The organism is Sulfitobacter sp. 1A13353 (genome assembly GCF_043557255.1).
Taxonomy (GTDB): domain Bacteria; phylum Pseudomonadota; class Alphaproteobacteria; order Rhodobacterales; family Rhodobacteraceae; genus Sulfitobacter; species Sulfitobacter faviae.
Genome location: NZ_JBIFFS010000003.1, coordinates 603,927 through 628,436 on the forward strand (window position 1 = coordinate 603,927; position 24,510 = coordinate 628,436).

Here is a 24,510-nt window from a genome sequence, read left to right on the forward strand (position 1 = left end):
TCACCCCAAAACATTCCTCGGGCTTTCAAGGCCGTGGCCTTGGACCCCGCAAGACAGAGACGACAGATGAACCATTTCCTCGATATCCACCAAACCGACCCCGCCGATCTGCGGCAGATCATCGACAATGCCGCCGCCATGAAAGCCGCGCGCAATGGCCGCCCGCGCGGCGCGCCGGATGATGACCAGCCGTTGAAGGATCACATGGTCGCGCTGATCTTTGAGAAACCCTCGACCCGGACGCGTGTCTCTTTCGACGTGGGCGTGCGGCAGATGGGTGGGCAGACCATGGTGCTTTCGGGCGCCGATATGCAGCTCGGCCATGGTGAGACCATCGCCGACACCGCCCGCGTGCTGTCGCGCTATGTCGATATGATCATGATCCGCACTTTCGAAGAGCAGACCCTGCTGGAGATGGCGGAATATGCCTCCGTTCCGGTGATCAACGGGCTGACCAACCGCACGCATCCCTGTCAGATCATGGCCGACATTCAGACCTTTGAGGAACACCGAGGCCCGATCAAAGGGCGCAAGGTGGTCTGGTCGGGCGACGGCAACAACGTCTTTGCCAGTTTCGCCCATGCGGCCAAGCAGTTCGACTTCGACCTTGTCTTCACGGGGCCTGAGCCGCTCGACCCCGAGCGCGCGCTCGACGGGCTTTATACGACCGAGCGCGACCCCCAGAAGGCCGTGGAGGGTGCCGATCTGGTGGTCACCGATACTTGGGTCAGCATGCATGATCCGCAATCGGCGCGCGAGCGGCGGCACAACCAGTTGCGCGGCTATCAGGTCAACGATGCGCTGATGGCGCTGGCCAAGCCCGACGCGCTCTTCATGCATTGCCTGCCTGCGCACCGCGATGACGAGGCGACAAGCTCGGTCATGGATGGGCCGCATTCGGTGATCTTTGACGAGGCCGAGAACCGTCTGCACGCGCAGAAAGCTGTCATGCGCTGGTGTCTGGGCGCATGAGCGACGACCCCCGCATCGTTGTTGCGGGCGCGGGGGCGGTGGGCTGCTTTGTCGGCGGGCTGCTGGCCGGGGCGGGCCATGCCGTGACCCTGCTGGCGCGGCCCCGCATTCAGGCTGAAATCCGCACCCATGGGCTGACCCTGACGGATTTCGGCGGCATGGCGCGCTACCTCTCGCCGGATGATCTGAACCTTGCCGGGGGTGAGACCTGCCTGCGCGATGCCGATATCGTGCTGGTCACGGTCAAATCGCGCGACACCGAAGACATGGCCCGGCTGATCGCCCGCCACAGCGCGCCCGGCGTGCAGGTCATCAGCCTGCAAAACGGCATGGGCAACCGCGCGGCCTTGGCCGAGCAACTGCCGCAGCATGATCTGCGCGCGGGGCTGGTGCCGTTCAACGTCGTGGCCATGGGGCAGGGCTGCTACCACCGGGCAAGCTCGGGCGATCTGGTGATCGAGGCGGGCCCGGCTGATCTGGCCGCGCGCCTGTCGCTGCCGGACCTAAAGGTAGAGGAACGCGCCGATATCACCGCCCTGCAATGGGGCAAGTTCCTGATGAACCTCAACAATGCCCTGAACGCTTTAAGCGGTCTGCCGTTGCAAGCGCAGTTGCAGGATCGGGCGTGGCGGCGTCTGATGGCCGATCAATGGGCCGAGGCGCTGGCGGTTCTGCGCGCCGACAAGATCCGGCCCGCCATGACCACGCCGATCCCGGCGCGGCTGGTCCCGACGTTCTTGCGCCTGCCGACGCCGATTTTTACCCGCGTCGCCGCCACCATGTTGCAGATCGACCCGCAGGCGCGGACCTCGATGGCGCAAGACCTCGCCGCGCGCCGCCCGACCGAGATCGACGCGCTCCAAGGCGAGGTGCAGCGCCGCGCAAGGGTGCTTGGCCGCGCGACGCCGGTGACGGATATGGTGCTGCGGGTGATGGGCTGGGCAGAGCTTGCGGATGAAGGGCTGCCGCATCTGCCGGTCACCGCCCTTCGGGCCGAAATGGCGGCAGGGCAGGACCGGCAAGAGGGGTGAGGCGCCCCCGCGCCTGACCTTAGTTCACAAAGGCGTTCAGCACCCAAAAGACGATGCCAGAGAGCAGCGCCGCTGCGGGCACGGTGATCACCCAAGCCGCGACGATCGTCATGAAATGCGAGCGGCGCACCAGCTTGCGGCGGCGGCGCTCTTCCTTGGCGATGCGCTTGACCTCACCGGTCTTGGCCCCGATCCGGCGCAGGCGCCGTTCCATATGCCATTCACGGTAAAAGCCCACGCCAAAGACCCCGCCCACGGCGATATGGGTCGAAGACACGGGCAGGCCGAGCCAGCTTGCCACGATCACCGTGATCGCCGCCGAAAGCGCCACGCAATAGGCGCGCATCGGGTTCAGCTTGGTGATCTGGCTGCCGACCATGCGGATCAGTTTCGGCCCGAACAGGAACAGACCGAAGGAGATGCCGAAGGCCCCGATGATCATCACCCATGTGGGGATGCTCACCTTATCCTCGAAACCGCCGAACTCGGTCGCATGGACGATCGCCGCCAGCGGGCCGACCGCATTGGCCACGTCATTGGCCCCATGGGCAAAGCTGAGAAGCGCGGCGGAGAGGACCAGCGGCAGGCCAAAGAGCGTTTTGACCGAACGGTTGCGGTTCTCCATCCCTTCCGAGGCGCGGCGGATCAGCGGGGCGGAAATGGCATAGACCACAAGCCCCGTCACAAGCCCGATGATCAGGGCGACCGGCATATCGATGCTGATGATCTTTTTCAGCCCCTTGAGCGCCAGATAGGCGGCAAAGACACCGGCCATCAGCCCCACCAGCACCGGCACCCAAGTGCGCGAGGCGGCGATTTTGTCGTCTTGGTAGAGGATGCGCGCCTTGATGAAGGCCAAGAACATCGCCGCCACCGCACCGCCCAGCACGGGCGAGATCACCCAGCTTGCGGCGATCATGCTCATCGAGCTCCAGTTCACCGCGCCAAGGCCCGCTGCTGCGATGCCCGCGCCCATGACGCCGCCGACGACCGAATGGGTGGTCGAGACCGGCGCGCCGACCCATGTGGCAAGGTTGACCCAGAGCGCGGAAGAGACCAGCGCGGCCATCATCGCCCAGATGAAGATGCGCGTGTCCGCGACACTCGCCGGGTCGATGATGCCCTTGGAAATGGTCGAGACGACATCGCCCCCCGCCAGCAAGGCCCCGGCGGATTCGCACAAGGCCGCGATGACGATGGCGCCGCCCATGGTCAGCGCATTGGCGCCGACGGCGGGGCCCATGTTGTTGGCCACGTCATTCGCGCCGATGTTCACCGCCATATAGGCGCCAAAGACCGCCGCGGCGATCACGACAAAGCTGGAGGGCTGTTGCCCGAAGATTACCGCCGCAACGGCACCTGCCACCACGATAAAGGCCAGCGCGATGCCCGGCGCCACGAGGGGGCGGGCGACATAGGTCGCGGCCAGTTCGACTTGCGAAATACGGTTGAGGTCCTTGTCCAGTGTCTTCCACTGGCTGCCCTGCGGTTCCGTTGCCATTCCTGTATGATCTCCGATCCTAACGTTCAGCGGGGGGTGACATAAGGCTACCGAGGGCGCAAGTCACCCTGTCACAAAATTGTAACATCCCGAAACGGGCAGGGGCGGCAATGGGGCAGGGGGGAAATGGCACCGGACAGCGGCCCGGCGCCGAAGGGGCTTAATGGAAGGCAGATAAGATTGCTTTAAGATCAGGCTCATCCACGAGTTCCGATGCCTCTTGCGGGGTGAACCACGCGCGTTTGCGCATGCCCGCTTCGGGGTATTCCTCGCTCAGATCGCGGACGCGGGTGAGGTAGACCTGTGTGGTCACGGGCACGGTCAAACCTTCGCCGAGACCCTTGTCATAGTCGAAAATGCCCATCGGATCGGATTCGATATCCGCATTGGTCACCCCGGCCTCTTCCCATGCTTCCTGCAAGGCGGCCCCGGCACCGTCCAACCCGTCGATCGGCCAGCCCTTGGGCAAAATCCAGCGGCCCGTATCGCGGCTGGTGATCAGCAGGACCTTTTTGCCCGCCTCGGTGTCGCGGTAGCACAGGGCGGCAACCTGCACACGGCGGGGACGTTTGAAAATAGGAAGGACCATATCCTCCCATGCGCGTCTAAATACTTGTGTCATTACAGAACTATGCCTCGGTCGGGTGTTTTTCTTGTTATCCGCACATTATATAGTCTTCCCGAACGCAAATCAAACTGCGGCCCGCCGGATAGGTGGGCTTGGCAGTATGACAGGCTAGAAATGAGGCATGATCGTTATGGCAACTGGCACGCAGGCGGACGGGGGCGCGGCACAGGGCGCAGGCGCCGATATCGGGGTATACGGTCTGGGGACCATGGGCTCGGCACTGGCGCTGAACTTGGCCGACAATGGATTTACCGTGGCGGTCAGTAACCGAGAGGCCGATTGGATCGCGCCGTTCCTTGACGAGGCCGGACCGCTGGCCGAGCGCCTGATCGGGACGGAGCGGCTTGAGGATTTCGTTGCCGCCATCGCCCGCCCGCGCAGCATTCTTTTCATGATCCCCTCCGGCGCGCCGGTCGATGCGATGATCGAGGCGATCAAACCGCTGCTGGATGAGGGCGACACTTTGATCGACGGCGGCAACGCCGATTTCCACGACACCCGCCGCCGCAGTGCCGAACTCGAAGGCACGGGGCTGCATTTCGTCGGCATGGGCGTGTCGGGTGGCGAGGCCGGGGCGCGCAATGGCCCGTCGATGATGGTCGGCGGCAGCGCGCATTCTTGGACCCAGTTCAAACCGATGGCCGAGAAGATTGCCGCGCAATTCGAGGGCACGCCTTGCGTGGCGCATCTCGGCCCCGACGGAGCGGGGCATTTTGTCAAAACGGTGCATAACGGCATCGAATATGCCGACATGCAGATGATCGCCGAAGTCTACGGCCTGCTGCGCGATGCGGGCGGGCAGGGCGCGGTGGAAATTGGCAATCTCTTTGCCGACTGGCGCAAGGGGCCGCTGAACTCCTATCTGATCGAAGTCTCGGCCGCGGCGCTTTTGTCGGTCGATACCCAGACCGGCACGCCGATGGTCGATGTGATCCGCGATCAGGCCGGGCAAAAGGGCACCGGGCGCTGGACCTTGATCGAAGCGCTCAAGATGGGGCAATCGGCCAATACCATCGAAGCCGCCGTCGGCGCGCGCGGTTGGTCGAGCGAGAAGTCTGTGCGCGAAATGGCCGAGCCGCTGTTGCCCGAAGGCGTGCAGGACGCGCCGCTGCCCGAAGAGGCGGATCTGGAAATGGCGCTTTTGGCGGGGCGGATCATCGGCCACGCGCAGGGCTTTCGCATCCTGTCGGCGGCGTCGGAGGAGTTTGACTGGTCGCTCGACATGGCGCGGATCTCCGAGATTTGGCGCGCGGGTTGCATCATCCGTTCGGCGTTGTTGGACGAGTTTGCCGATGCCTTCCGGGGCGAATTGCCCGGTGGACATCTGATCCTCGCCCCCGCCATGCGCAAACGCTTGGAAGAGAGCATTCCGGCGCTGCGCCGGGTGGTGGCGGCGGGCGCATTGCTCGGTGTTGCGTTGCCCGCGCTGTCGGCGGCGCTGGCGTGGTATGACAGCATGCGCCGGGCGCGCGGCACGGCGAATATGATCCAAGCGCAGCGGGATTTCTTCGGTGCGCATGGGTTTGAGCGGATCAGCGAAGAGGGAAAATTCCACGGGACGTGGACGCCTCTGCCGTAAGAGGGCTTATAGGTCCGGAAACAAGCCAAAGGCGCCGGACCATCGCCTGCCCGCCCGGTCGGGGAGGCGATTTCGCCAGGGGCGGTGTCCTCTAGGTAACGCGCTCCTGGGCTGCACGATAAAGTGGCACGAACCGACTGAAGCATCGCCACCCCCCGGGCAGCTGATGTTCCTCGTCACGCCTTAGCGAACGGGTCCACCGGATAGCTCACATGCGCCAAATATAACCCCTGCGGCGGGCAGACCGGCCCGCAGGCGGCACGGTCCTTTGCCGCGAGTGCTGCACCCATATCCGCCACGCTCCAAGACCCCGCGCCGACACGCTCGAGCGAACCGACGAAACTGCGCACCTGATTGTGCAGGAAGGACCGCGCGCGCACGTCGAAATGATACTCCGTCCCGGCCATGGTCTCGACCTGCGAAACCTGTAACCGGTCGAGTGTTTTCACCGGGCTTTCCGCCTGACAAACGGTCGAGCGGAAGGTGGTGAAATCATGTTTGCCCACCAAAAGATCCGCCGCCGCCTGCATGGCTGCGACATCTAGGCGGTGTTTGATCTGCCAGACCAGCCCCGCTTGATGCACCGCCGGGGCACGGCGGCTGAGAATGCGGAAGTGATAGCGCCGCTCAAGCGCCGAAAAGCGGGCGTGAAAATCCTCGGGCGCCAGCACGCAATCGGTGATCGCGATGGGCTGCGGCTTGAGGTGATAGTTCAGCGCCTCGCCGAGCCGGAAGGGCGACCAATCGCGGGACATGTCGCAATGCGCAACCTGCGCCAGCCCATGCACCCCGGTATCGGTGCGCCCGGCGGCGGCGATGGTGTGGTCACCGGGTTCCAGCTTGGCCAAAGCGGCCTCGATCGCGCCTTGCACTGTGGACTGGTCAACCTGACGCTGCCACCCGTTGAAGGGCGCGCCGTGGTATTCGATTTTCAGGGCATATCTGGGCATGACCGGGGCCTTAGCGCGGGCGGGCGCTTCTGGCAATCCCTGCCTGCCGACCCTATGTTGAGGCCAAAGAAAGAAGGACGGGCGCAGCTTTGGGTATCACAGGCATTGCCGACGGGATTTGGCGGCAGTTTGAGAATGTCACCGACACGGTGGGCGAGACGTTTTTCGAGCCGGTAATCCGGCTTGGGGTCACGGGGCTTGCGCGTTCGGGCAAGACGGTTTTCATCACCTCGCTGGTGGCCAACCTGCTGGACCGGGGGCGGATGCCGGGGCTGCTCGCGGCCTCTGAGGGGCGGATCGAAGCGGCGTTTCTGCAGCCCCAGCCCGACGATACCGTGCCCCGGTTCGAGTATGAGACCCACCTTGCCGCGCTGACCGGAAAGACGCCCCATTGGCCCGAAAGCACGCGGGCGATTTCGGAACTGCGGCTCTCGCTCAAGGTGCGGCCCAATGGGTTGCTGGCGGGCTTCCAAGGGCCGCGCACCTTGCATCTGGATATCGTGGATTACCCCGGCGAATGGCTGCTAGATCTGGCGCTGATGGATGTCACCTATGCCGAATGGTCGGCGCAGGTGATCGAACGGATCGCAAGCCGGGAGGAGGCGGCAGGCTACCGCGCGCTGGCTGAGCGGACCGATCCCCATGCCGAGTTGGAGGAGACCACCGCCCGCAGGCTTGCCGACAGCTTTGCCGACTATCTGCAAACCGCCCGTGCTAATGGCTATTCCGACTGCACGCCGGGGCGCTTCCTGCTGCCCGGTGACCTTGCAGGCTCACCGGTGCTGACCTTCGCGCCGCTGCCGGGATCGGAAGGCGCGCCGCGCAAGTCGCTGATCCGCGAGATGGCGCGGCGGTTCGAGGCCTATAAGAAACAGGTGGTGCAGCCCTTCTTCCGCGATCACTTTTCGCGGATCGATCGGCAGGTGGTGCTGGTTGACGCGCTTGGCGCGATCCACCAAGGGCCGCAGGCGGTCGAGGACCTGCGCGGCGCGATGGCCGATATTCTGGGCGCCTTCCGGCCGGGGACGAACAACTTTCTGACGACGCTGCTGCGGGGCAAACGGGTCGAGAAAATCCTTTTTGCCGCGACCAAGGCCGACCATCTGCACCACAGCCAGCATCCCCGGCTGAGCGGTATCATGCAGGCGCTGATCCGCGAGGCGCGGGACCGGGCGCAATATGCGGGCGCGGGCACGCGGGCCATGGCCATCGCCAGCCTGCGCGCCACGACCGAAGACGTGATGACCCATGGGGGAGAGCCGCTCGACGTGGTGCGCGGCACGCTTTTGAACGAGGATGAGACGCGCGGGCGGCAGGCGGCATTCTATCCCGGTGAACTGCCCGAAGACCCGGCCCATCTGCTGACCCCCGCACGGCAGGGCGCGCAGGAATGGCTGGGGGCGGATTATCAGATCATGCGCTTTGCCCCTGCGGTGTTGGACCTGCGCCCCGGCGATGGGCCGCCGCATATCCGGCTCGACCGTGCGGCGGAATTCCTGATTGGGGACCGGCTGTGAGTGCGGTTGTGACAGGCCCCGCCACCCTGCGCCCGGCGCAGCCCCTCGACGCAGGCGCCGTGGGCGGCATCATGAGCGATTTCGCCCGAAACACAGCGTGGTTGCCCCGCATTCATACCGGTGCCGAGGATATCGCCCATGCCGATGCGATGATCGCCCGGGGCTGGATCACGGTGGCCGAGCGGGAGGGCCGCGTGGCTGGTTTCGCGGCCTGCGAGGGCGGCGCATTGGACGCACTATTTGTGGCGCAATCGGCGCGGGGGCAGGGCATCGGCTCGGCCCTTCTGTGCGCGTTAAAGACGCGGCATAAGTCGCTGACCTGCTGGACCTTTCAGGCCAATGCGCGGGCCATCGCCTTCTACCGCCAACACGGGTTTGCCGAGACCGCGCGCAGCGATGGCAGCGCCAATGACGAAGGGCTGCCCGATTTGACATTGCACTGGCAAAGGGAGGCCGCCTGATGGCCCGCGGACCGATCCTGTTCGACCTTGAGGAAGACGCCAAGCCGCAGCCCTCGGTCGCCGATGCGCCGGCGGTGCCCGAGTTGGACGTCGAGGCTCCGCCGCCCAAGGGCCAAGCGATGCAGATCGCCGCCCGGCTTGCCGCGCGCAAACCGTCGCGCTTGGTGCGGCTGTTCTGGGCGCTGGCGGGGGCATTGGTCACGGCGCTGGTGTCGATCGCGGCTTGGACTTTTGTCACCGACCTGATGGCGCGCTACCCGCTGCTGGGCTGGGCGATGACGCTGCTGATCGGGGCGTTTTTGCTGGTCCTGCTGCTGCTGTCGCTGCGCGAAATGGCGGCTTTCGGGCGGCTGGCGCGGCTTGACGGGCTGCGCCATGATGCGGGCGAGGCGTTGGCGCAGGGGGATCTGACCGCCGCGCGCAGCGTCACGGACCGGCTTGAGGCGCTCTACAAGCACCGTGAGGATACCCGCTGGGGCCGCGACCGGCTGACGGAGCTGCGCGGCGATCAATTCGATGCCGAAGCGCTTTTGGGGCTGGCGGAGAGTGAGGTTCTGGCCCCGCTAGACCGTGCCGCCACCCGCGAGGTCGAGGCCGCCGCCCGGCAGGTCGCCGCCGTGACCGCGCTGGTGCCTCTGGCGCTGGCCGATGTCGCCGCGGCCCTTAGCAGCAACCTGCGCATGATCCGACGCATCGCCGAAATCTACGGCGGGCGCTCGGGCTTTTTCGGCTCATGGCGGCTGACCCGCGCGGTGCTGTTGCATTTGGTGGCGACGGGGGCCGTGGCCGTGGGGGATGATCTGATCGAGCCGCTCTTGGGCGGGTCCATCGTCGCCAAGCTGAGCCGCCGTTTCGGCGAGGGGCTGGTGAACGGGGCGCTGACCGCGCGCGTTGGCGTGGCCGCGATCGAGGTGTGCCGCCCGTTGCCCTTTGCCCGCGAGAAACGCCCCGGCGTGCGGGGCATCATCAAACGCGCGCTGACCGGGGTGCTCGGCGAGGGTTAACCGATCACGCTGCCTCAACCGCTTCGCGCACCGCGCGCAACGGGTGCTGGATCAGGCCGGGCCAAGGCGAGACCTGCAACCCGGGGGCATAGCCCCATCGCGCGCCCTCGGCCGCATGTGCCTTCGTCATCTGTGTGGCCCCGGCGTGGGTTTGATTTCCATCCGCAATGCCCTCGGGCAATGCCGCCTCGGGCAGATCGGTGAAACGCGCGATCCGGCGCAGGGCGCGGGAGGCGTCGGCAACGATATCCTCATAACGCAGAACCATCACCGCATGCAGATAGGGCAGGTCATCCAGCATCTGCACCTGTGCCGCGATCCAATGGTCGATCAACGCCTGCGCTGGCGCATGGACCCATGACGCGACCGAGGCGGCAACGGCCTCGGGGTGGCGCAGGACGACGATGAATTGCGACATGGGAAAGAGTTGCTGCATCAACCGCATGCGGGTCAGGTTCACCGGTGATTTTTCAACCCGCCAACGCAGGTCCGGGGCAAACCACGGCGCCCAGTCCTGCGCCAGCCGGGTCTTCGTCTCCAAACTGTTGAGCGGATGCGCCTCGGTCAGATGTTCCTCAGGGTTGGTCGCGAAATGCATGGGCCGCCCGGATTGCGCCGTATGGGGAATGGCCCCTTGCAGGTAGACCCCCTCATTCTCGGGCGCCGCCGATCCGGTGATGCCACCCGCGCCGGGCAGGGCATTGGCCAAGCGGTTGACCAGCGAGGTGCCTGAGCGGTGCAGCCCGCCGATGAACAGGTAGCGCGGGGGGATTTCTGAGGGCATCACGACGGCTCTGATTGGGGGAGAGAGAGGCGGGGTTCAATGGCAGGCAGCTAGGACGTCCAACCGCGCTGTCCAGCGATGTATGCATTAACATTTGTTATCGGAACGGATGGGCTGTGAGGGGGGTCACCCCTCCATAAGGAGACCCATTCATGTTCATTTGTCACATTGCCCTCGGGGGCTGCCTCACGGCGCCGTCTGTCAACTATGGCGTGACCGAAGATACCGGCGGTCACATCGCCTATATCTTGGGGGCGGCCCGCGCGCAGGCGGCGCGGGGCGATGTGGATGCGGTGCAGATCGTGACCCGTGCTTTCGATGAACCAAGCCTTGGGGCCGTGCACGCCCAGACCGAGCAGCAGGTCAGCCGCAGCCTGTCGATCCGGCGGCTTTGGACGGCGGAGCGGGGGTATCTGAGCAAAGAAAACCTCGCCGCGGAAATTCCCGCGCTGGTGGAGGCGTTCCTCGACGATCTGGCGCAGGCCAAACGGCTGCCGGATGTGATCCACGCGCATTTCGCCGACGCGGCGCAACTGGCGCTGGCGGCGCGGGCGCGGTTCGGCATTCCGGTGATCTATACCCCCCATTCGCTGGCCCTGAGCAAGTCAGGGGCAGAGGTGGATGCCGCCCGTGTCGCGGCAGAGCGGCGCGCGCTGTTGGAGGCGGATGCGGTAGTGCTGTCTTCGCGCGATGAGGCCGAGGTGCAGGTCGCGGCCTATGGGGCGGATGCGCAGGCGCGGGTGCACCGGGTCTCTCCGGGCGTATCGCTGCGCCGCCCGGCTGAGGCCGGGGCGGGCCGTGCGCTCTTGGCCGGTCAGTTGAGCGACCCCGACCGCCCCACGCTGCTCGCCGTGGCGCGCCCCGTGGCCCGCAAGAACCTTGCGACCTTGGCGCGGGTCTATGCGCAAAGCCCCGCTTTGCAGGCGCGGGCGAACCTTGTGATCCTCGCCGGCCAGCATGGCGATGCGCTGCAGGCGAATGCAGAGGCCCGCGCGGAGCTGATCCGCCTGCGGGAGACGTTAGAAGTGCCGGAACTGCGCGGAAAAGTGGCGCTGCCGCCGAGCCATACGCAGGGCGATGTGGCGGCCCTCTATGACCGCGCGGCGCAGACCGGTGGGGTTTTTGTTAACCTCGCACTGCATGAGCCCTTTGGCCTGACCATGTTGGAGGCGGCATCGCATGGCCTGCCGGTGGTGGCCACGCGCGAAGGCGGCCCTGCCGATATCGTGGCGGACCTTGGCCATGGTCTCTGTGTGCCGCCCTGCGATGGCGCGGCCATTGAGGCGGCGCTGTTGAAGCTGTTGGACGATCGCGCATTCTGGACTGAGGCATCGGAAGCCGGGCGTGCCAATGTTGGGCGCTACGACTGGTCGAAATGGGCCGAAGAGGTGCAGCACATCTGCGAAGATATCCGCCACGCCGCGCCCGTGACGACGCCTGCGCCTGTCCTGCTGGCCAGCGATATCGACAACACGCTGACGGGCTGTGCGCCATCCGCCGCCCTGTTCAACGCATGGATCGCCCGGGACCGACCGCTTTTTGCCGTGGCCACGGGGCGCAGCCTGCCGGAAGCACGCCGCATCCTGCGCGATTGGAACCTGCCCAGCCCGCGCGTCTTTATCACCTCTGTTGGGACCGAGGTCTATCTGCCCGATGCCGAGGGGCGGCTGTGTCTGGATGAGCGTTTCGCCCAAAAGCTTGACGCCGGATGGGACCGGGCCCGGGTGGAGCGGGCGCTGAAGGACTTCGGCTTTAACTGGCAAGCGCCGGTTGAGCAGCGGCGGTGGAAGCTCAGCGGTTTTGGTGACATGCGCACCGCGCGCCGGTTGGAGCGGCATCTGGCGCGGCGCGGTGCTGCGGCGCAGATTGTGGCCTCGCATGGGCGGCTGATCGATGTTCTGCCCTTGGCGGCGGGCAAGGGGCCTGCCGTCTGTGCCGCCGCGCGGCGGTTGGGCATGCCGATGGACCGGGTTGTCGTGGCCGGGGACAGTGGCAATGATTTCGACATGTTGCAGGCGGTGGAGGATGGTCCGGGCCGGGGCATCTTGGTGGGCAATGCGATGGACGGGCTGCGCGAACGTCTGAGCGGCAAACGGCTCTACCACGCCCGCGCGGCCCATGCGGCTGGGGTCTTGGAGGGGTTGGAGACTTTCGGCTTTGCCCTCAACGCGATGGAGCCGCCGGTGAAGATGGTGGCGCAATGACGCGGCCCATCGGTTACTTCGTCCACCATCAGGGGCGCGGCCATGCGGAACGCTGTGCTGCGGTCGTCAACGCGCTGCCCGAGAGCCAGCCGGTGACCGTTTTCTGCGCGAAACCGGATATTTTCCCCGCCTTCACCCGGGCGGTGGAAGTCATCACCCTGCCATCGCTATTCGAGGCGACGGGGGCCGAGGACATCAACGACACCACCAGCGCGCCGGATACGGTGCATTGCGCACCGCTTGGCTGGCCCGGCATCCGGCAGGCCATGGCGCAACTGGCCGCTTGGTTCGCCAGCGCCAATCCGGTGCTGATGATCAGCGATGTCTCGGCAGAGGTGGCGCAGCTTGCGCGGATCTGTTCGGTGCCGCATGTGAAGGTGCTGCAACACGGTCAACGCGGTGATCCGGGGCATCAGGCGGCCTATGACGGGGCGGTCGGGTTGCTTTGTCCCGCCGCCATGGCGCTGGCGCAGCCGGATTGGCCCGCGCGGCATATGGAAAAAACGCATTTCGCCGGCGGCTTGGGCGTCGATGTAAAACGCCCCGATCCGGCGCGGCGCGCGATGTTGCGCGAAAGGCTTGGCGTCGGGCCAGAGCAGCGCATGGTGCTGGTCATGTCGGGCGGGGGCGGCACGGGTTTCGCCTCCGCCCCCTTCGGCATCGCGGCGCGGGCGATGCCCGAGACGGCTTTCATCACCATCGGGCGCATGGCGCGCGATTGGCATGCGACCGAGCCTGCCAACCTGCGCCATCACGGCTGGGTTGATAACGCGGCGGATTATCTGGCGGCGGCGGATATGGTCGTGGCCTCGACCGGGAACACCACCTGCCACCAGATCCTAGCGGCAGAGACACCATGGCTCGCCGTGCCGGAGTGGCGCTATTTCGACGAACAGGTCGAAAAGGCCGAGGCGCTAGCGCGGGCGGGGGCGGCGCATCACCTGCCGCATTTCCCGTCTTCCGTCGCGGCATGGCGCCGCGCGATTCAAGACACCTTCGATGCCCATGACCCCGCCCTGCAACGTGCCTTGGTCAATGAGGATGCCGCCACAGAGACGGCCAATTGGCTGATCGGCCTGACCGAGCAGCTGCTATCAGAAACACCCGAAGATACCGGAGACTTACATGACGTCGTTCACCCCATCCGTGCCTGAGAATACCACAGTTAGCGCGCTGACGCTCGCGCGGGGGCGGGCGGCGCATCTGCGCAATGTGATCCTTGGCCTGACCCGTCAGACCCGGCAGCCGGATGAGCTGGTGATCGGGGTCATGCAGGACACGCTTTACGACGACCTGCCGCAGACCGATTTCCCGATCCGGCAGGTTCAGGTGACGGGCAGCGAATTGCCCCTCTCACGCGCGCGCAATACCGTCGCGGCAGAGGCCAAAGGCGACTGTCTGGTCTTTCTCGACGTGGATTGCATTCCGGCGCCGGAGCTGATCGCCGATTATATGGGCTATGCGGTGCCGGGCAACGGGCTGATCATGGGCGAGGTCAACTACCTCCCGGCGGGAACCGCCACCGAAGGTTGGGATTATCCCAAACTGGAAGCCGTCGCCGTGCGCCATTCCGACCGTCAGGGGCCGCCTGCCGAGGGGCTGAAACGCTGCAACGATTACCGCTGTTTCTGGTCGCTCAACTTTGCCATCCACCGCGAAGATTGGGACCGCTCCGGCGGCTTTGACGAGCGTTTCACCGGCTACGGGGGGGAGGATACCGACTTTGGCCGAGAGTTGGACGAACGCGGCGTGCCGATCCACTGGGCGAAGGGCGCGAAGGTCTTTCACCAGCATCACCCGCATTGCATGCCGCCGATCCACCACATCCCGTCGATCCTGCGCAATACCGAGATTTTCGCCGATAAATGGGGCCATCGCACCATGAACCACTGGCTCACCGCCTTTCGCCTGATGGGGCTGGTGGGGAGCGACGGCGACGCGCTGGTGCAGTTGCGCGAGCCGGATGCGGATGACTTCGCGCTCTGCGAGCAGCAGTCGGACCAGCCTTACGCCAATACCGCTCGGGTGTTGCGTTATCTGCGCGGCGAAGAGCGGATCGCGGCGGAATGACCCTGCGCACCGCCATCGTCGGCCATATTCGCCACCCCATCGCCGCCCCCTTCAAGGGCGGCATGGAGGCTTTTACCCACGGTCTTGCCCGGATCTTGGCCGAACGCGGGCATGAGGTGACCCTATTGGCCAGCGAGGACAGCGCGGCGAGCCTGCCGGCGGGGGTGAAGCTGCTGCCGATCTGTGACGCGCATTATGACGCGCGTTTTCCGTGGCATGATTTTCACGGGACCGACGCGCTGAACGACCACCTCGACGCCTGCTATGCCCGCGCCGCGCGGCTCTTGCTGGAGGGTGGCTTTGACGTGGTGCACAACAACGCGCTGCACCGCTTCCTGCCGCGCCTGTCGCGGGCGGAGCGGCTGCCGATGGTGACCTCGCTGCATATCCCGCCGTTCAAAGTGCTGCGGGGCGCGCTGATGGATGGGGCGGCGCCATGGCATCTGTCCTCTGTCGTCTCGGCCCGGCAACGCGGCATCTGGTGGCCCGAGGGCGCGCCCGACACGGCGCATGTGGTGCACAACGGGATTGACCTTGACGAATGGCCACAAGGCGGGCCGGGAGATGGCAGCGCCGTTTGGGCGGGGCGGATCACCCCGACCAAGGGCACCCATCTGGCGGCAGAGGCGGCGCAGATCGCAGGGGTGCCCCTGCGCATCTACGGGGTGGTCGAGCATCAGGACTACTTTAACGATATGGTAAGACCGCATCTTTATGGCGATGTGGCCTATGTCGGGCATCTGGAAACGGCGGCGCTTGGGGCGGCCTATGGGCGGGCCTCGGTGGCGCTCTTCACCCCACAGTGGGAGGAACCTTTTGGCCTCGCCGCGGTGGAGGCGATGGCGACGGGCCTGCCTGTTGCCGCAACCCCGCATGGCGCAGTTGAGGAGGTGCTTGGCGAGGCAGGTGTCATCGCGGCGGAAGATAGCGCAGTTGCCTTGGCGCGGGCCTTGCTACAGGCGCGCGATATCCCCGCCAAGGTGCCCCGCGCCCGTGTGGCACGGCTCTTTGATGCGCAGGCGATGGTGACGAAGTTCGAACGGCTCTATCACGCGGCCCGGGCGCAGAGGGATGTCGCGCTGCCGCGTAAAACCTATCCGGCGATTGCTTTGCAGGTGGAAGGTGCGCCGCAGCCTCTGGCAGAGGCGGGTTAAAGCGCCGCTTCGGCTTGGGGCATATAGAGGTAGGCAGGCTCGAACTGGCCGACCTTATGCAGCCCCGCGCGGTCGTTAATCAGAAGTTTGCCGCCCGTCACAGCACAGCAGCCATGTTCGCGCAGCTCACGCAGGGTGCGGCTGACATGGACCGAGGTGAGGCCGGTGGCATCGGCGATATCGGTCTGGCGCAGGCTGAAGGGCAGGCTCTGACGCTCCATCCCATGGGCGGCGGTCATGCGGGCATCGAATTCGCTCAGGAAATTCGCTACCCGCGCCAGCGCGCGCATGGCGCTGTTGCGCATCACCCAATGGCGGTGGATGGAGGCATCGACCAAGGTCATCAACCAGAGTTTCCGGGCCATCTCAACATCGCCATTGAGCAATTCGCGCAGCGGCTCATGCGAGATGATGGCGACATGGGTATCGGTCAGCGATATCACATCATGGTCGAGTTGCTTTAGCGGGAAGGCGTGCAGATCGACAAACTCGCCGGGGAATTGGAGGGCGACGAAGGTGCTGCGGGCACGCTGTCCGCGCGGCACGCTGCGGGCGATCAACCCATCGAGCAGCAACAGGCTGTGATCCAGAAAATCCCCCCTGCGACTGATCACGGTTCCGGGCGTGAAACGCTCGTGCTGGGTCATCAGCGGGGCAAGCTTGGCCCATTGCGCGCCGCTTAGATGGTCGACCATGCCTGACGGTTTTACGGCCATATCGTGATAAAAGGTGTCTTTGATGGTCACACGCAGGTCTTTCTGCCCATTAGAATTGTCGCGGGTTCCCCAAAACGGAGCCCGCGGAAATAAAGCTTTGTCGAATACCTTATGATGCTGTTTTCGCCGAAAAATTCAAGCGAAGGCCGGGGATCATAAAAAATGTTAAGTCCGGCGGGCGGCGACTCTGGCGGTGTTTTCAGCCCGATTGTCGCGCGTCTTCCGGGGCTTGTCGGGGCAGGGGGGGCTGTTTATAAGCGGGCCCATGACACGCCTCACCGCGATCATTATTCGAATTATATTCCCGGCGCTCTGAGCAATTGAGACGCCGGGCCGAGGTGCTTGAGCCATTCGCACCGACCGAGATTGAATAACCCCCCAAATGCCTAAAGGACGCCCCCCATGTGCGCCGAGACCCCCGACTACAAAGCCACGCTGAACCTGCCCAAGACCGATTTCCCCATGCGCGCCGGATTGCCCAAGCGCGAGCCCGGCTGGCTGGAGCGTTGGGAAAAGATCGGCGTCTATGACCGCCTGCGCGAGAAAGAGGGGCGGGAGCCTTTCACCCTGCATGACGGCCCGCCCTACGCCAACGGCAACCTGCACATCGGCCACGCGCTGAACAAGACGATCAAGGACATGATCGTCCGCTCCCACCAGATGATGGGCTATGACGCGCGCTACATCCCCGGTTGGGATTGCCACGGCCTGCCGATCGAGTGGAAGATCGAAGAGCAGTACCGCAAGAAGGGCCGCGACAAGGATCAGGTGCCGATCAACGAGTTCCGCGCCGAATGCCGCGACTTCGCCGCCAAATGGGTCGACGTGCAGCGCGAGGAATTCAAGCGGCTTGGCATCACCGGCAACTGGGAAAATCCCTATCTGACCATGGATTTCCATGCCGAGCGGGTGATCGCCGAGGAATTCATGAAGTTCCTGATGAACGGTACGCTCTATCAGGGCTCCAAGCCCGTGATGTGGTCGCCTGTCGAGAAGACGGCGCTGGCCGAGGCCGAGGTCGAGTATCACGACAAGGAAAGCTTCACCGTCTGGGTCAAGTTCAAAGTCGTGGGCACCGACAGCGAGTTGGATGGCGCCAAGGTGGTGATCTGGACCACCACGCCTTGGACCATGCCCTCGAACAAGGCCGTGGTTTACGGCGAGGGCATCTCCTATGGCCTTTACGAGGTCACCGGCACGCCTGACGAATGCTGGGCCAATGTCGGCGACCGCTACCTTCTGGCCGATGATCTGGCCGCCGACGTGCTGGGCCGGGCGCGGCTGGAAGATGGCATGTGGCGCCGGGTGCGCGGCGTGAGCAATGACGAGCTGGCCAAGGTCTCGCTCCAGCACCCCTTCGCGGGGGCCGAGGGCGCAAACGGCGAATGGGACGACCTGCGCGATTTCCGCGCCGCCGATTTCGTGACCTCGGACGAGGGCACGGGCTTCGTGCACTGCGCACCCTCTCACGGTCTGGAGGAATACGAGCTCTACCGCGATCTCGGCATGCTGCCGCAGGTCATCACCTACAACGTCATGGAAGATGGCCGCTTCCGCGACGATCTGCCCTTCTTCGGTGGCAAGGCGATCCTCAAGCCGAACGGCAAGGAGGGCAACGCCAACAGCGCCATCATCGACAAGCTCGTGGAGGTCGGCGGCCTGCTGGCGCGCGGCAAGATCAAGCACAGCTATCCGCACAGCTGGCGCTCCAAGGCGCCGGTGATCTACCGCAACACGCCGCAGTGGTTTGCTGCCATCGACAAGGAGGTCGGTGACGGTCTGGACCAGAACGGCAAGACCATCCGTGAGCGTGCGCTCACTTGCATCGACAAGGTCAATTGGGTGCCGAAATCCGGCCGCAACCGTCTCTATTCGATGATGGAGGCGCGGCCCGACTGGGTGCTGAGCCGCCAGCGCGCCTGGGGCGTGCCGCTGACCTGCTTCGTGCGCAAGGGCGTGGCGCCCACGGACGAGAACTTCCTACTACGCAACGACGCGGTGAACCAGCGCATCGTCGAGGCTTTCGAGGCCGAAGGCGCGGATGCCTGGTATGCCGAAGGCGCCAAGGAGCGTTTCCTTCAGGGCATCGTCGATCCGGCGGAATTCGATCAGGTGACCGACATCCTCGACGTTTGGTTCGACAGCGGCTCGACCCATGCCTTCACCCTGCGCGACCGCGAGGACGGCACCGAGGATGGCATCGCCGATGTCTACATGGAGGGCACCGACCAGCACCGCGGCTGGTTCCATTCCTCGCTGCTGCAATCCGTCGGCACCACGGGCCGCGCGCCCTATCGCAACGTGGTGACCCACGGCTTCACGCTGGACGCCAAGGGCATGAAGATGTCCAAGTCCATCGGCAACACCATCGTGCCCGAGAAGATCGTGCAGCAGTATGGCGCCGATATCCTGCGGCTCTGGGTGGCGCAGACCGATTACACCGCCGACCAGCGCATCGGGGATGAGATCCTCAAGGGCGTCGCCGACAGCTATCGTCGCTTGCGCAACACCATGCGCTACATGCTGGGCGCGCTGAGTGACTTTTCCGAGGCGGACCGGGTGGATCCGGCGGAGATGCCGGAACTGGAGCAGTGGGTGCTTCACCGGGTGGCGGAACTCGACAAGGTCGTGCGCGACGGTTTCGCGCGTTTCGACTTCCAAGGCGTGTTTCAGGCGGTGTTCACCTTTGCCACAGTCGATCTCTCGGCCTTTTACTTCGACATCCGCAAGGATGCGCTTTACTGCGACGGCGACACCCTGCGCCGCCGCGCCGCGCGGACGGTGCTGGATATCCTCTTCCACCGTCTGACCACTTGGCTGGCCCCGGTGCTGGTCTTCACCATGGAAGAAGTCTGGCTGGAGCGCTTCCCGGGCGACGACTCCTCGGTGCATCTGGTCGATATGCCCGAGACGCCCGAAGCATGGTTGAACCCGGAACTGGCGGCGAAATGGGCCAAGGTCCGCGCCGCGCGCCGGGTGGTGACCGCAGCGCTTGAGGTGCAGCGGACCGAGAAGGTGATCGGCGCCTCGCTCGAGGCGGCCCCCGTGGTACATGTCGACGACGTGGCGCAGCGCGAGGCGCTGGAGAGCGTGTCCTTCGAGGATGTCAGCATCACCTCAGACATCACTGTGACCGGCGATCCGGCACCTGCGGAGGCTTTCCGCATGCCGGAGACCGATGGCGTGGCCGTGGTGTTCGAAAAGGCCGAAGGCGCGAAATGCGAGCGCTGCTGGAAGGTGCTGCCGGATGTCGGCACGCATGAATATCCCGGCGTCTGCGGGCGCTGTGATGAGGCGGTGCGCGAGGCGCTGGCGGAAGCCTGAGGCTTTCTAAGAGACTGATAAAACGGGCGTCGGGAAAACCGGCGCCCGTTTTTCTTTGTCAGGTCGCCAAAGCCCCGCCCGTGGGAACCACGGGCAACGCCCTCCCTCCCCCCGGAGGGCGATTTTGCAGCGTTTGCGCAATTCGCACCTTTAGCGTCTCTTGCAAGTCCACACCCGCAAGATAGGGCGTATCGCCCCCCAGGGAGGGCGATCCCCTCAGCGCTCTTTCGCAGGCGTGAATTCTGGCGCAGAGTAGGGCGATGAAACAGGCCTCTCTCTCCACGCCCTTCGGCGATCTAATCGTCACTGAAAAAGACGGCGCGATCACGGCGCTCGGCTGGGGGCTGGCGGCGGGGCAAGACCGCTCGGAGGTGCTCGACACCGCTCTAAGGCAGATTAACGAATACGCCACAGGCCAACGTCAGCACTTTGACCTGCCGCTGCGCGTCACCGGTAGTGACTTCCAGCGTGCGGTCTGTGCTGCCATCGCGGCCGTTCCCTTCGGCCACACCCGCACCTACGGCGAGATCGCTCGTGACCTCGGCGTGCCAGCGCAGGCCGTGGGTGGGGCCTGCGGCGGCAATCCGATCCCGATCCTCGTCCCCTGCCACCGCGTCATGGGCGCCAAGGGGCTCACTGGCTTCAGCGGCGCGGGCGGGGTCGAGACCAAGGTCGCCCTGCTGCGCCATGAAGGCGCGGCGGGGCTGTTGATTTGAGGAGCTAAGGCGGGTTCAGTCGTCGCCCGAAGGGATCAATTGCTGCGCGGCACCGGCGCAGATCAGGTAGACCGAGGTGATCACCAGACCCCAATGCGCCCAGCTTTCGGGGTGGAAGTTCACCCAAGCGGACCAGCCTGCAAAGAAGGTCCATGCCAGCGCCATGGGCAGCGTCGCGGGACGCCAACGCTCGGTCCGGACGGGGTGGACGAATTTGATCGGCAGAAACATCGCTGCGGCAAGGATCGTGACCACGATCAGGCTGATCCACCACTCGGGCTGCAAGGCAAAGAGCACCAGCACCAGCATGTTCCAGCAGCCGGGGAAACCTTTAAAGGAATTATCCTTTGTTTTCATTCGCGTGTCAGAGAAATACATGACACTGGCGAAGGTGATGATAATGATCATCGCCCAACCGCTCCAGCCGTCCATCAGCCCCGAGGTAAAGAGCGCGAAGGCCGGGATGAAGACATAAGTCAGATAATCGATGATCAGATCCATCAAGACGCCATCAAACTCGGGCGCGTTGGTCTTCACGTCATATTTGCGCGCCAGCGGCCCGTCGATGCCATCGACGAAAAAGGCGATCACCAGCCATAGAAACATGAGGTCCCATTTCTCTTCCACGGCGGCAAGCATGGCGAGCATCGCCAGCACTGCTCCGGTGGCAGTGAAAAGGTGAACGAAAAGGGCGCGCATCTGTATGGTCATGCGTCTGCATCGCAAATCCATCGAGGGGATGCAAAGGAAACTCTGGCCCGAGCGGCAAAAACCAGCGTAGCAAAGGCGGCGCAGGGGCGGGGCGGTTGACGCGATCGGCGGCGGGCGCAGGAAATATGACCAAGTCCCGCGCTTCGGGTTGACGGCTACCGCGATTCCCCTTAAAGCCAGCGAACCAATTCAGGGTCGGCTCTGCGCGGCCCCCACGTTATGTGTGTTTCCGGATCGCTGGAAGGACACAACAGCAAAAGGATGAACCCATGTCGCGCCGTTGCGAATTGACCGGAAAAGGCCCGATGACGGGCAACAACGTAAGCCACGCCAACAACCGTACACGCCGTCGGTTCCTGCCGAACCTCAACGACGTGTCGTTGCAGTCCGAAGCACTGGGCCGCGCGTTCAAGCTGCGCATCTCTGCCGCAGCCCTGCGCAGCGTTGACCACCGTGGTGGTCTGGACAAGTTCCTGGCAAAAGCCAAAGACGTTGAACTGTCCGACAACGCGCTGAAAATCAAAAAGGCCATCGCGAAATCCAGCGCGACTGCCGATGTGCTGAGCTAAGGCTTACCGCATAGAGATTGGGGCCTCGATCCGAAAGGATCGGGGCCTTTTTCGTTTTGGTCTTAGGAATTTGTTAGGGTTTCCGGCCTATCAGGGGCTAGGGCCGTGGCGGCTCGGGGTAATTTTCTTGCGCAGGGGCATGTTTTTATTCGGGAAACCTTAGACAGGCGCGCTAATTGATCTTCCGACAATTGTTGTTCTGGCCATGCTACCTGCCGAGCGGGGTTCAGACAGTGCATCAAGATCGGAGACTCCATGACCGACCCCACACCCGGCACGTCCAGTTCCACTACGCCACCCGATACGAATGAGATTGAGACTGATTTCGAGGTCGGCCAAGACAATATCGACGGATCCCTCGGCCCGTTGGGTTTTGACATTCATAACCCGGTCTTCATGGTCTCGGGCCTGACGGCGGTGGCCTTTGTGCTGCTGACCATGCTCTTCCCGGATCAGGCCGGGGTGGTCTTCCTCGCCGTTCGCGATTTCGCCACGACCAAGCTGGATTGGCTGTTCATGATCATCGTGAACGTCTTCGTTCTGTTCTGCATCGCGCTGATCTTCATGCCGATTTCGAAGGTCAGGCTCGGCGGGCAAGAGGCCGTGCCGGAATACTCCTATCTGGCGTGGTTCGCCATGCTTTTTGCCGCGGGCATGGGGATTGGCCTGTTGTTCTTCGGTGTGCTCGAACCGGTGTACCATATGAACGTCTCCGGCCCGCTGGGGGTGCCCCTGCCGATTGCCGAGGATGGGTCGATCATCCCCGAGAATGTGGAGGCTGCCCGCGCCATGGGTCTTGCGGCGACCTTTTATCACTGGGGGCTGCACGGTTGGGCGGTCTATGCGATCATGGCGCTGGCCTTGGCGCTCTTCACCTATAACAAGGGGCTGCCCTTTTCGATCCGGTCGTGCTTCTACCCGCTGCTGGGTGATCGGGTCTGGGGCTGGCCGGGGCATATCATTGATATTCTGGCGGTTTTCGCGACGCTCTTTGGTCTTGCCACATCGCTTGGCCTTGGTGCGCAGCAGGCCAATGCGGGGTTCAACTTCGCCTTCGGGCTCGAGATTTCGACCAATGTGCAGGTGATCATCATTCTCTTGGTGACCGCCGTGGCGCTGGTGTCGGTCTGGCGCGGGCTGGACGGCGGGGTGAAGGTCCTGTCGGAGGTGAACATGATCGTGGCGGTCCTATTCTTCCTCTTCGTGCTTTTCGTCGGCCCGACGCTGGTGGGGCTCGACGGGTTCTGGACCGGTCTGTTGGCCTATACGCAAGAGATCATCCCGCTCTCCAATCCCTTCGGTCGGGAGGATGATTCCTACCGCGAAGGCTGGACCGCGTTCTATTGGGCGTGGTGGGTCTCTTGGGCGCCTTTCGTGGGCATGTTTATCGCGCGGGTCTCGCGCGGGCGCACGGTGCGGGAGTTCATCATCTGCGTGTTGTTGATCCCGTCGCTGATCATCTTCATCTGGATGGGCGTCTTTGGCGGCATCGCGATTGACCAGATCCTTGCCAGCCCTGAGACATCGCTGGTCAAGGCCAATGTGATCGACAGCTATTCGCCGGAACTCTCGCTGTTCGGGATGCTGAATGAGCTTCCCTTTACCAAGATCGCCTCGACCATCGCGATCCTTCTGGCGCTGGTGTTTTTCGTCACTTCCTCGGATTCGGGGTCGCTGGTTGTCGATACGATCACGGCGGGGGGCAAGATTGACGCCCCGGTGCCGCAGCGCATCTTCTGGTGCATCGTCGAAGGGTTGATCGCCATCGTGCTGCTGATCGGCGGCGGGTTGTCGGCGCTGCAGGCCGGGGTCACCGCGACGGGGGTGCCTTTTGCGATCCTGATGCTGTTGATGTGTTACACGATCTACAAAGGGTTGCGCAGCGAACCGCGCTGACGGCCCGTGGCGCGCCGGTGACTAGCGGCGCGCCTCAAGCACTTCGGCCACCCATTCCGGCACTGTCTGGCTGGCGGGCCCGATGCGATGTTCGGCGAACTGATTGCCCACGGCAGAGCGTTCGAGATTGAACTCAATCGTATGCGCCCCGGCACGGCGGGCCTCGGCGACGAAACCGGCAGCGGGGTAGACATTGCCCGATGTGCCGATGGCGACAAAGATATCCGCCTCGGCCAGATGATCGAAAAGCGCGTCCATCTCATAGGGCATTTCGCCGAACCAGACGATATCGGGCCGCGCGGCGGGGGCACCGCAGGCGGGGCAGGGATCGCCCGGTGCCATGACCATGGGCGCGGGCCAGCGGTGATCGCAAGCGGCGCAGAGCGCGCCTTTGAGCGCGCCATGCATATGCATGACCTGCTGCGACCCGCCCTGTTCGTGCAGATCGTCGACGTTTTGGGTAATCACCACCACCTCGCCGTGCAACTCGGCCTCCAGCCGGGCAAGGGCGCGGTGCGCAGCGTTGGGGGCCACTTCGGCGGCCTGCGCGCGGCGGGCGTTGTAGAAGTCGACCACCAGTTTGGGGTTGCGGGCGAAACCTTCGGGCGTCGCCACGTCTTCGACCCGGTGCTGCGCCCAGAGGCCATCTGAGGCGCGGAAGGTCTCAAGCCCGCTTTCGGCAGAGATGCCCGCGCCGGTGAGGATCACGATCTTGGTCATGGG

21 protein-coding genes are annotated in these 24,510 nt (G+C 64.5%); 14 read left to right on the top strand and 7 right to left on the bottom strand.

Features of this window, described 5'->3' with window-relative positions; translation table 11 throughout:
- Window positions 1-66: 66 nt before the first annotated feature.
- Together argF and ACGYLO_RS10295 are read left to right on the top strand one after the other, a co-directional pair.
- Complete coding sequence (argF, locus tag ACGYLO_RS10290; RefSeq protein WP_067261450.1) at window positions 67-972, top strand: ornithine carbamoyltransferase; 906 nt, start codon at window positions 67-69, stop codon at window positions 970-972.
- Complete coding sequence (locus ACGYLO_RS10295) at window positions 969-2,003, top strand: 2-dehydropantoate 2-reductase (RefSeq protein WP_271689451.1); 1,035 nt, start codon at window positions 969-971, stop codon at window positions 2,001-2,003. Before argF ends, ACGYLO_RS10295 begins: the two co-directional genes overlap by 4 nt.
- Before the next feature lie 19 nt (window positions 2,004-2,022).
- Here the strand turns inward: ACGYLO_RS10295 and ACGYLO_RS10300 are convergent, their stop codons facing one another.
- Window positions 2,023-3,504: an inorganic phosphate transporter gene (locus ACGYLO_RS10300; protein WP_067261454.1), complete on the bottom strand. Its 1,482-nt coding sequence runs from the start codon at window positions 3,502-3,504 to the stop codon at window positions 2,023-2,025.
- A 160-nt stretch (window positions 3,505-3,664) separates the two neighbouring features.
- A complete protein-coding gene (locus tag ACGYLO_RS10305; RefSeq protein WP_271689452.1) occupies window positions 3,665-4,093 on the bottom strand; it encodes an NUDIX hydrolase in 429 nt (142 codons plus the stop codon).
- A gap of 169 nt (window positions 4,094-4,262) precedes the next feature.
- Here ACGYLO_RS10305 and gndA point away from each other — a divergent pair, with 169 nt between their 5' ends.
- A complete protein-coding gene (gndA, locus tag ACGYLO_RS10310) occupies window positions 4,263-5,711 on the top strand; it encodes an NADP-dependent phosphogluconate dehydrogenase (protein ID WP_271689937.1) in 1,449 nt (482 codons plus the stop codon).
- A gap of 176 nt (window positions 5,712-5,887) precedes the next feature.
- Here gndA and truA read toward each other — a convergent pair whose 3' ends face one another.
- Window positions 5,888-6,661, bottom strand: a complete 774-nt coding sequence (gene truA / locus ACGYLO_RS10315; protein WP_271689453.1) for a tRNA pseudouridine(38-40) synthase TruA — start codon at window positions 6,659-6,661, stop codon at window positions 5,888-5,890.
- A gap of 89 nt (window positions 6,662-6,750) precedes the next feature.
- Here truA and ACGYLO_RS10320 point away from each other — a divergent pair, with 89 nt between their 5' ends.
- From ACGYLO_RS10320 to ACGYLO_RS10330, 3 genes are read left to right on the top strand one after another with little or no spacing between them, the layout of a single operon-like run.
- Window positions 6,751-8,178, top strand: a complete 1,428-nt coding sequence (locus tag ACGYLO_RS10320) for a YcjX family protein (protein WP_271689454.1) — start codon at window positions 6,751-6,753, stop codon at window positions 8,176-8,178.
- Window positions 8,175-8,639 (top strand): GNAT family N-acetyltransferase, encoded by a 465-nt coding sequence (locus ACGYLO_RS10325; protein ID WP_271689455.1) that lies wholly within the window; start codon window positions 8,175-8,177, stop codon window positions 8,637-8,639. The genes ACGYLO_RS10320 and ACGYLO_RS10325 overlap by 4 nt, the downstream gene beginning before the upstream one ends.
- The gene (locus ACGYLO_RS10330; RefSeq protein ID WP_271689456.1) at window positions 8,639-9,643 is read left to right on the top strand and encodes a YcjF family protein; all 1,005 of its coding nucleotides are present in this window, start codon (window positions 8,639-8,641) and stop codon (window positions 9,641-9,643) included. The genes ACGYLO_RS10325 and ACGYLO_RS10330 overlap by 1 nt, the downstream gene beginning before the upstream one ends.
- Before the next feature lie 4 nt (window positions 9,644-9,647).
- Here the strand turns inward: ACGYLO_RS10330 and ACGYLO_RS10335 are convergent, their stop codons facing one another.
- Window positions 9,648-10,427, bottom strand: a complete 780-nt coding sequence (locus tag ACGYLO_RS10335) for a sulfotransferase (RefSeq protein WP_271689457.1) — start codon at window positions 10,425-10,427, stop codon at window positions 9,648-9,650.
- 152 nt (window positions 10,428-10,579) lie between these two features.
- Here ACGYLO_RS10335 and ACGYLO_RS10340 point away from each other — a divergent pair, with 152 nt between their 5' ends.
- The 4 genes from ACGYLO_RS10340 to ACGYLO_RS10355 are packed head-to-tail and all read left to right on the top strand — an operon-like array spanning window position 10,580 to window position 15,855.
- Window positions 10,580-12,631, top strand: coding sequence for an HAD-IIB family hydrolase (locus ACGYLO_RS10340; protein WP_271689458.1), 2,052 nt, complete (start codon window positions 10,580-10,582; stop codon window positions 12,629-12,631).
- Entirely contained in the window at window positions 12,628-13,785 is a 1,158-nt protein-coding gene (locus ACGYLO_RS10345; protein ID WP_271689459.1) for a glycosyltransferase, read from the top strand. Before ACGYLO_RS10340 ends, ACGYLO_RS10345 begins: the two co-directional genes overlap by 4 nt.
- Complete coding sequence (locus tag ACGYLO_RS10350) at window positions 13,757-14,701, top strand: glycosyltransferase family 2 protein (RefSeq protein ID WP_271689460.1); 945 nt, start codon at window positions 13,757-13,759, stop codon at window positions 14,699-14,701. The genes ACGYLO_RS10345 and ACGYLO_RS10350 overlap by 29 nt, the downstream gene beginning before the upstream one ends.
- Window positions 14,698-15,855 (top strand): glycosyltransferase, encoded by a 1,158-nt coding sequence (locus tag ACGYLO_RS10355; RefSeq protein ID WP_271689461.1) that lies wholly within the window; start codon window positions 14,698-14,700, stop codon window positions 15,853-15,855. The genes ACGYLO_RS10350 and ACGYLO_RS10355 overlap by 4 nt, the downstream gene beginning before the upstream one ends.
- Here ACGYLO_RS10355 and ACGYLO_RS10360 read toward each other — a convergent pair.
- Complete coding sequence (locus tag ACGYLO_RS10360; protein WP_271689462.1) at window positions 15,852-16,601, bottom strand: Crp/Fnr family transcriptional regulator; 750 nt, start codon at window positions 16,599-16,601, stop codon at window positions 15,852-15,854. The two genes, ACGYLO_RS10355 and ACGYLO_RS10360, sit on opposite strands and share 4 nt — an antisense overlap.
- A 372-nt stretch (window positions 16,602-16,973) precedes the next feature.
- On the opposite strand from ACGYLO_RS10360, the gene ileS reads away from it, so the two are divergent.
- Both ileS and ACGYLO_RS10370 read left to right on the top strand, forming a co-directional pair.
- The gene (ileS, locus tag ACGYLO_RS10365) at window positions 16,974-19,895 is read left to right on the top strand and encodes an isoleucine--tRNA ligase (RefSeq protein WP_271689463.1); all 2,922 of its coding nucleotides are present in this window, start codon (window positions 16,974-16,976) and stop codon (window positions 19,893-19,895) included.
- 260 nt (window positions 19,896-20,155) lie between these two features.
- Complete coding sequence (locus tag ACGYLO_RS10370) at window positions 20,156-20,611, top strand: methylated-DNA--[protein]-cysteine S-methyltransferase (protein ID WP_271689464.1); 456 nt, start codon at window positions 20,156-20,158, stop codon at window positions 20,609-20,611.
- 15 nt (window positions 20,612-20,626) lie between these two features.
- Here ACGYLO_RS10370 and ACGYLO_RS10375 read toward each other — a convergent pair whose 3' ends face one another.
- On the bottom strand, window positions 20,627-21,322 hold the full coding sequence (locus ACGYLO_RS10375) for a phosphatidylcholine/phosphatidylserine synthase (protein WP_271689465.1): 696 nt from the start codon (window positions 21,320-21,322) through the stop codon (window positions 20,627-20,629).
- Between the two features lie 269 nt (window positions 21,323-21,591).
- Between ACGYLO_RS10375 and rpmB the strand changes: the two genes are divergently transcribed.
- Together rpmB and ACGYLO_RS10385 are read left to right on the top strand one after the other, a co-directional pair.
- A complete protein-coding gene (rpmB, locus tag ACGYLO_RS10380; RefSeq protein WP_067268014.1) occupies window positions 21,592-21,891 on the top strand; it encodes a 50S ribosomal protein L28 in 300 nt (99 codons plus the stop codon).
- 255 nt (window positions 21,892-22,146) lie between these two features.
- Window positions 22,147-23,787, top strand: a complete 1,641-nt coding sequence (locus tag ACGYLO_RS10385; protein WP_271689466.1) for a BCCT family transporter — start codon at window positions 22,147-22,149, stop codon at window positions 23,785-23,787.
- 21 nt (window positions 23,788-23,808) lie between these two features.
- On the opposite strand, the gene ACGYLO_RS10390 is transcribed toward ACGYLO_RS10385, so the two are convergent.
- Complete coding sequence (locus ACGYLO_RS10390; RefSeq protein WP_271689467.1) at window positions 23,809-24,507, bottom strand: NAD-dependent deacylase; 699 nt, start codon at window positions 24,505-24,507, stop codon at window positions 23,809-23,811.
- Window positions 24,508-24,510: the final 3 nt, after the last annotated feature.

Excerpts from the sequence above, each read along its gene's own strand:
- argF (WP_067261450.1), top strand. The coding sequence starts at position 67 with ATGAACCATTTCCTCGATATCCACCAAACCGACCCCGCCGATCTGCGG.
- ACGYLO_RS10390 (WP_271689467.1), bottom strand. The coding sequence starts at position 24,507 with ATGACCAAGATCGTGATCCTCACCGGCGCGGGCATCTCTGCCGAAAGC.
- truA (WP_271689453.1), bottom strand. The coding sequence starts at position 6,661 with ATGCCCAGATATGCCCTGAAAATCGAATACCACGGCGCGCCCTTCAAC.
- rpmB (WP_067268014.1), top strand. The coding sequence starts at position 21,592 with ATGTCGCGCCGTTGCGAATTGACCGGAAAAGGCCCGATGACGGGCAAC.
- ACGYLO_RS10300 (WP_067261454.1), bottom strand. The coding sequence starts at position 3,504 with ATGGCAACGGAACCGCAGGGCAGCCAGTGGAAGACACTGGACAAGGAC.
- ACGYLO_RS10355 (WP_271689461.1), top strand. The coding sequence starts at position 14,698 with ATGACCCTGCGCACCGCCATCGTCGGCCATATTCGCCACCCCATCGCC.
- gndA (WP_271689937.1), top strand. The coding sequence starts at position 4,263 with ATGGCAACTGGCACGCAGGCGGACGGGGGCGCGGCACAGGGCGCAGGC.
- ACGYLO_RS10330 (WP_271689456.1), top strand. The coding sequence starts at position 8,639 with ATGGCCCGCGGACCGATCCTGTTCGACCTTGAGGAAGACGCCAAGCCG.
- ACGYLO_RS10305 (WP_271689452.1), bottom strand. The coding sequence starts at position 4,093 with ATGGTCCTTCCTATTTTCAAACGTCCCCGCCGTGTGCAGGTTGCCGCC.
- ACGYLO_RS10295 (WP_271689451.1), top strand. The coding sequence starts at position 969 with ATGAGCGACGACCCCCGCATCGTTGTTGCGGGCGCGGGGGCGGTGGGC.
- ACGYLO_RS10335 (WP_271689457.1), bottom strand. The coding sequence starts at position 10,427 with ATGCCCTCAGAAATCCCCCCGCGCTACCTGTTCATCGGCGGGCTGCAC.
- ACGYLO_RS10340 (WP_271689458.1), top strand. The coding sequence starts at position 10,580 with ATGTTCATTTGTCACATTGCCCTCGGGGGCTGCCTCACGGCGCCGTCT.
- ACGYLO_RS10345 (WP_271689459.1), top strand. The coding sequence starts at position 12,628 with ATGACGCGGCCCATCGGTTACTTCGTCCACCATCAGGGGCGCGGCCAT.
- ACGYLO_RS10370 (WP_271689464.1), top strand. The coding sequence starts at position 20,156 with ATGAAACAGGCCTCTCTCTCCACGCCCTTCGGCGATCTAATCGTCACT.
- ACGYLO_RS10385 (WP_271689466.1), top strand. The coding sequence starts at position 22,147 with ATGACCGACCCCACACCCGGCACGTCCAGTTCCACTACGCCACCCGAT.
- ACGYLO_RS10375 (WP_271689465.1), bottom strand. The coding sequence starts at position 21,322 with ATGACCATACAGATGCGCGCCCTTTTCGTTCACCTTTTCACTGCCACC.
- ileS (WP_271689463.1), top strand. The coding sequence starts at position 16,974 with ATGTGCGCCGAGACCCCCGACTACAAAGCCACGCTGAACCTGCCCAAG.
- ACGYLO_RS10350 (WP_271689460.1), top strand. The coding sequence starts at position 13,757 with ATGACGTCGTTCACCCCATCCGTGCCTGAGAATACCACAGTTAGCGCG.